Source organism: Roseisolibacter sp. H3M3-2 (assembly GCF_029211165.1).
GTDB lineage: Bacteria > Gemmatimonadota > Gemmatimonadetes > Gemmatimonadales > Gemmatimonadaceae > Roseisolibacter.
This window is the reverse complement of record NZ_JARGEK010000549.1, coordinates 1-2,330: the sequence shown is the minus strand read 5'-3', so window position 1 is coordinate 2,330 and position 2,330 is coordinate 1. Positions and strand designations below refer to the sequence as shown.

The window sequence follows — 2,330 nt, the reverse complement described above, 5'->3', positions numbered from 1 at the left end:
CTGGCGGCGGCGCGCGCGCTGCCGCGGCTGACGCGCGTCGAGATCCGCTGCGACGCGCGCAACGTGCGCAGCGCCGCCCTCCCCGCGCGGCTCGGCTTCGTGCACGCGCACGACGAGCCCGCGCCCGCGCTCGACGGCGGGGCGCCGGTGACGCTGATGGTGTGGACGAGGGAGAACGGGTAGCAGCCGCGCAGCCGCGCAGCCGCGCAGCCGTTCCCCCCGCGGCACGGCTCGCGCAGTGACGTTCCGCGACCCGAGCCCGCCCCCCATGCCCCGCCCCGACGACCCGCCCGACCCGCCGCCGCTCGTGGAGCGCGGGGAGTGGGTGGTCGCGCCCGACGGCGCGCGCGTGCTCGGGTGGCTGGAGGTCGAGGAGCGCTGCGCCGGCTGCGGCGCGCCCCAGGTGTACGCGGTGGCGTTCGACGCGCGGCTGTGCATGCGCTGCAACGCCTGGCTCGAGGCGGCGTGCGACGACGACGAGTGCGACTACTGCCGCCGCCGCCCCGCGCGCCCGCTCGACGCCGCCGGCTGACGCGCCACGCGGTGCCGCACGGTGCCGCACGGTGCCGTGCCATGACGCGGATGTCAGCGAATTCGTCGCGACGCGGGGACGTGCCGCGCGCCGTGCGCGATTAGGTTGCGTCTCCCCCCCCCGAACCTCCCCCACCCGGAGCAGACCAGGAATGCGCAGGATCAGCCGCACCGATCCCGAGTACGAGACCGCGATGCGCGAGGCCAAGATCCTCTTCGACGCGCTGATGGCGAAGAGCGCGATGAAGGGGCGCGGCCGCCCGCCCGCGGCGGCGGCGGCCGCGTCGGCCTCGGCGACCGCGGCGGAGCCGGAGCTCGACGGCGAGATCGGGGAGGAGGAGATCGGGGAGGAGGCGCCGGCGGTGGTCGCCGAGGCGCCCGCGGCGCCGGCGAAGGCGGGGCGTCCCGCCAAGACCGCCGCGAAGCCGGCCGCCAAGGCGCCGGCCAAGACCGCCGCCCCGGCGAAGGCGGCCGCCAAGGCCCCGGCCAAGGAGTCGGCGAAGCCGGCCGCGAAGGAGGCGAAGGAGCCCGCGAAGGCCGCGGCGAAGCCGGCGAGCAAGGCGGCGGCGAAGGCGGCCGCCAAGGCCCCCGCGAAGGCGGCGCCGGCCGCGCCGGCCAAGCCGGCGGGGAAGCGCCGCCCCGCGGCGGCGCGCTAGGGCGCCAGCCCGCTACGGCGTCAGCGCGCGGTCTCGGCGCGCGGCTCGACGCCGAGGGCGCGCGCGGCGGGGCGGGCCGGCGCCGCCTCGCCAAGGAGGGCGAGCAGCTCGGCCTCGCTCCCCTCCTCCCATCTCGGCGGGATGGGGCTCAGCCGGCGGCGGACCGTCCCCGCCTGGAAGGTGAGCCACCCCTCGGGGTGCTGGATGACGACCCCGCGCTCCCCGGCGTAGCGCCGGCGGTCCCCGCCCGCCCCCCGCCGCTCGATGATCGGCTCGGGGGCGGCGCTCAGGCGGCGGTCCGCGTGCTGCCGACGCTCCAGGTGGCGGGCGGTCTCGCGCTGCGGGCGGACGGCCCACACGATCCACTCGGTCCCGGTCTCGTCGCGAAAGCTGCGCATGCGGTGGGGCGGCTGGTCGTGGCGCCCCCTCCTCTCCTCCTCGCGTCCGGGCGCCGTGCGTCGCCCCTGGTTGCAGTGCGCGTGCCGGCGCCATCTTCGGAGGGCATGACGCCCCGCTTCTTCCCCGACGCCGCGGCGCTGCGCGCGTGGCTCGCCGAGCACCACGCCTCGGCCGCCGAGCTGCTGGTCGGCTTCCGGAAGGCCGGCGCCCCGGGCCCGCGCGGGCTCCGCTACGAGGAGGCGCTCGACGAGGCGCTGTGCGTGGGGTGGATCGACGGGGTGCGCCGGTCGCTGGGCGCGGAGGCGTATTCCATCCGCTTCACCCCGCGCGCGCCCCGGTCGGCGTGGAGCGCGGTGAACGTCGCCCGTGCCGAGGCGCTGGCGGCGGCGGGGCGGCTGACGGCGGCCGGGCGCTCGGCGTTCGACCGGCGGGGGGACGCGCCGGCGGCGGGCTACTCGTACGAGCACCGCCCGGTGGCGCTCGACCCGGCGCTGGAGGCGCGGTTCCGCGCCGACGCGGCGGCGTGGGCGTTCTACGAGCGGCAGCCGCCGTCGTACCGCCGGACGGCGGCGTTCTACGTGATGGGGGCCAAGCGCGCCGAGACGCGCGAGCGGCGGCTGGAGGTGCTGCGCGCCGCGTCGGCGGCGGGGCGGCGGATCACCGACCTCGGGGGCACGGGCCGGGCGGCCGGCGCGTGAGCGGGGCGCCGCGTGTCGCCCCGCGCGGACGCCGCGCGTCCCCGCG

General features: G+C 79.4%; 5 protein-coding genes. 4 read left to right on the top strand and 1 reads right to left on the bottom strand.

Annotation, left to right across the window (positions count from 1 at the left end; genetic code table 11):
* From PYV61_RS24325 to PYV61_RS24315, 3 genes are all read left to right on the top strand, one after another.
* Positions 1-183: GNAT family protein (locus PYV61_RS24325; RefSeq protein WP_275836465.1), on the top strand; the 183-nt coding region annotated here is incomplete at its 5' end.
* 85 nt (positions 184-268) lie between these two features.
* Positions 269-532, top strand: a complete 264-nt coding sequence (locus tag PYV61_RS24320) for a hypothetical protein (protein WP_275836464.1) — start codon at positions 269-271, stop codon at positions 530-532.
* 151 nt (positions 533-683) lie between these two features.
* Positions 684-1,187 carry a hypothetical protein gene (locus PYV61_RS24315; protein ID WP_275836463.1) on the top strand — a complete coding sequence of 168 codons (504 nt, stop codon included), beginning with the start codon at positions 684-686 and terminating at the stop codon, positions 1,185-1,187.
* A gap of 20 nt (positions 1,188-1,207) precedes the next feature.
* Here the strand turns inward: PYV61_RS24315 and PYV61_RS24310 are convergent, their stop codons facing one another.
* Entirely contained in the window at positions 1,208-1,585 is a 378-nt protein-coding gene (locus PYV61_RS24310) for a hypothetical protein (protein WP_275836462.1), read from the bottom strand.
* A gap of 105 nt (positions 1,586-1,690) precedes the next feature.
* Here PYV61_RS24310 and PYV61_RS24305 point away from each other — a divergent pair, with 105 nt between their 5' ends.
* The gene (locus PYV61_RS24305; RefSeq protein WP_275836461.1) at positions 1,691-2,284 is read left to right on the top strand and encodes a YdeI/OmpD-associated family protein; all 594 of its coding nucleotides are present in this window, start codon (positions 1,691-1,693) and stop codon (positions 2,282-2,284) included.
* The last annotated feature ends 46 nt before the right edge of the window (positions 2,285-2,330 follow it).

Excerpts from the sequence above, each read along its gene's own strand:
- PYV61_RS24320 (WP_275836464.1), top strand. The coding sequence starts at position 269 with ATGCCCCGCCCCGACGACCCGCCCGACCCGCCGCCGCTCGTGGAGCGC.
- PYV61_RS24315 (WP_275836463.1), top strand. The coding sequence starts at position 684 with ATGCGCAGGATCAGCCGCACCGATCCCGAGTACGAGACCGCGATGCGC.
- PYV61_RS24310 (WP_275836462.1), bottom strand. The coding sequence starts at position 1,585 with ATGCGCAGCTTTCGCGACGAGACCGGGACCGAGTGGATCGTGTGGGCC.
- PYV61_RS24305 (WP_275836461.1), top strand. The coding sequence starts at position 1,691 with ATGACGCCCCGCTTCTTCCCCGACGCCGCGGCGCTGCGCGCGTGGCTC.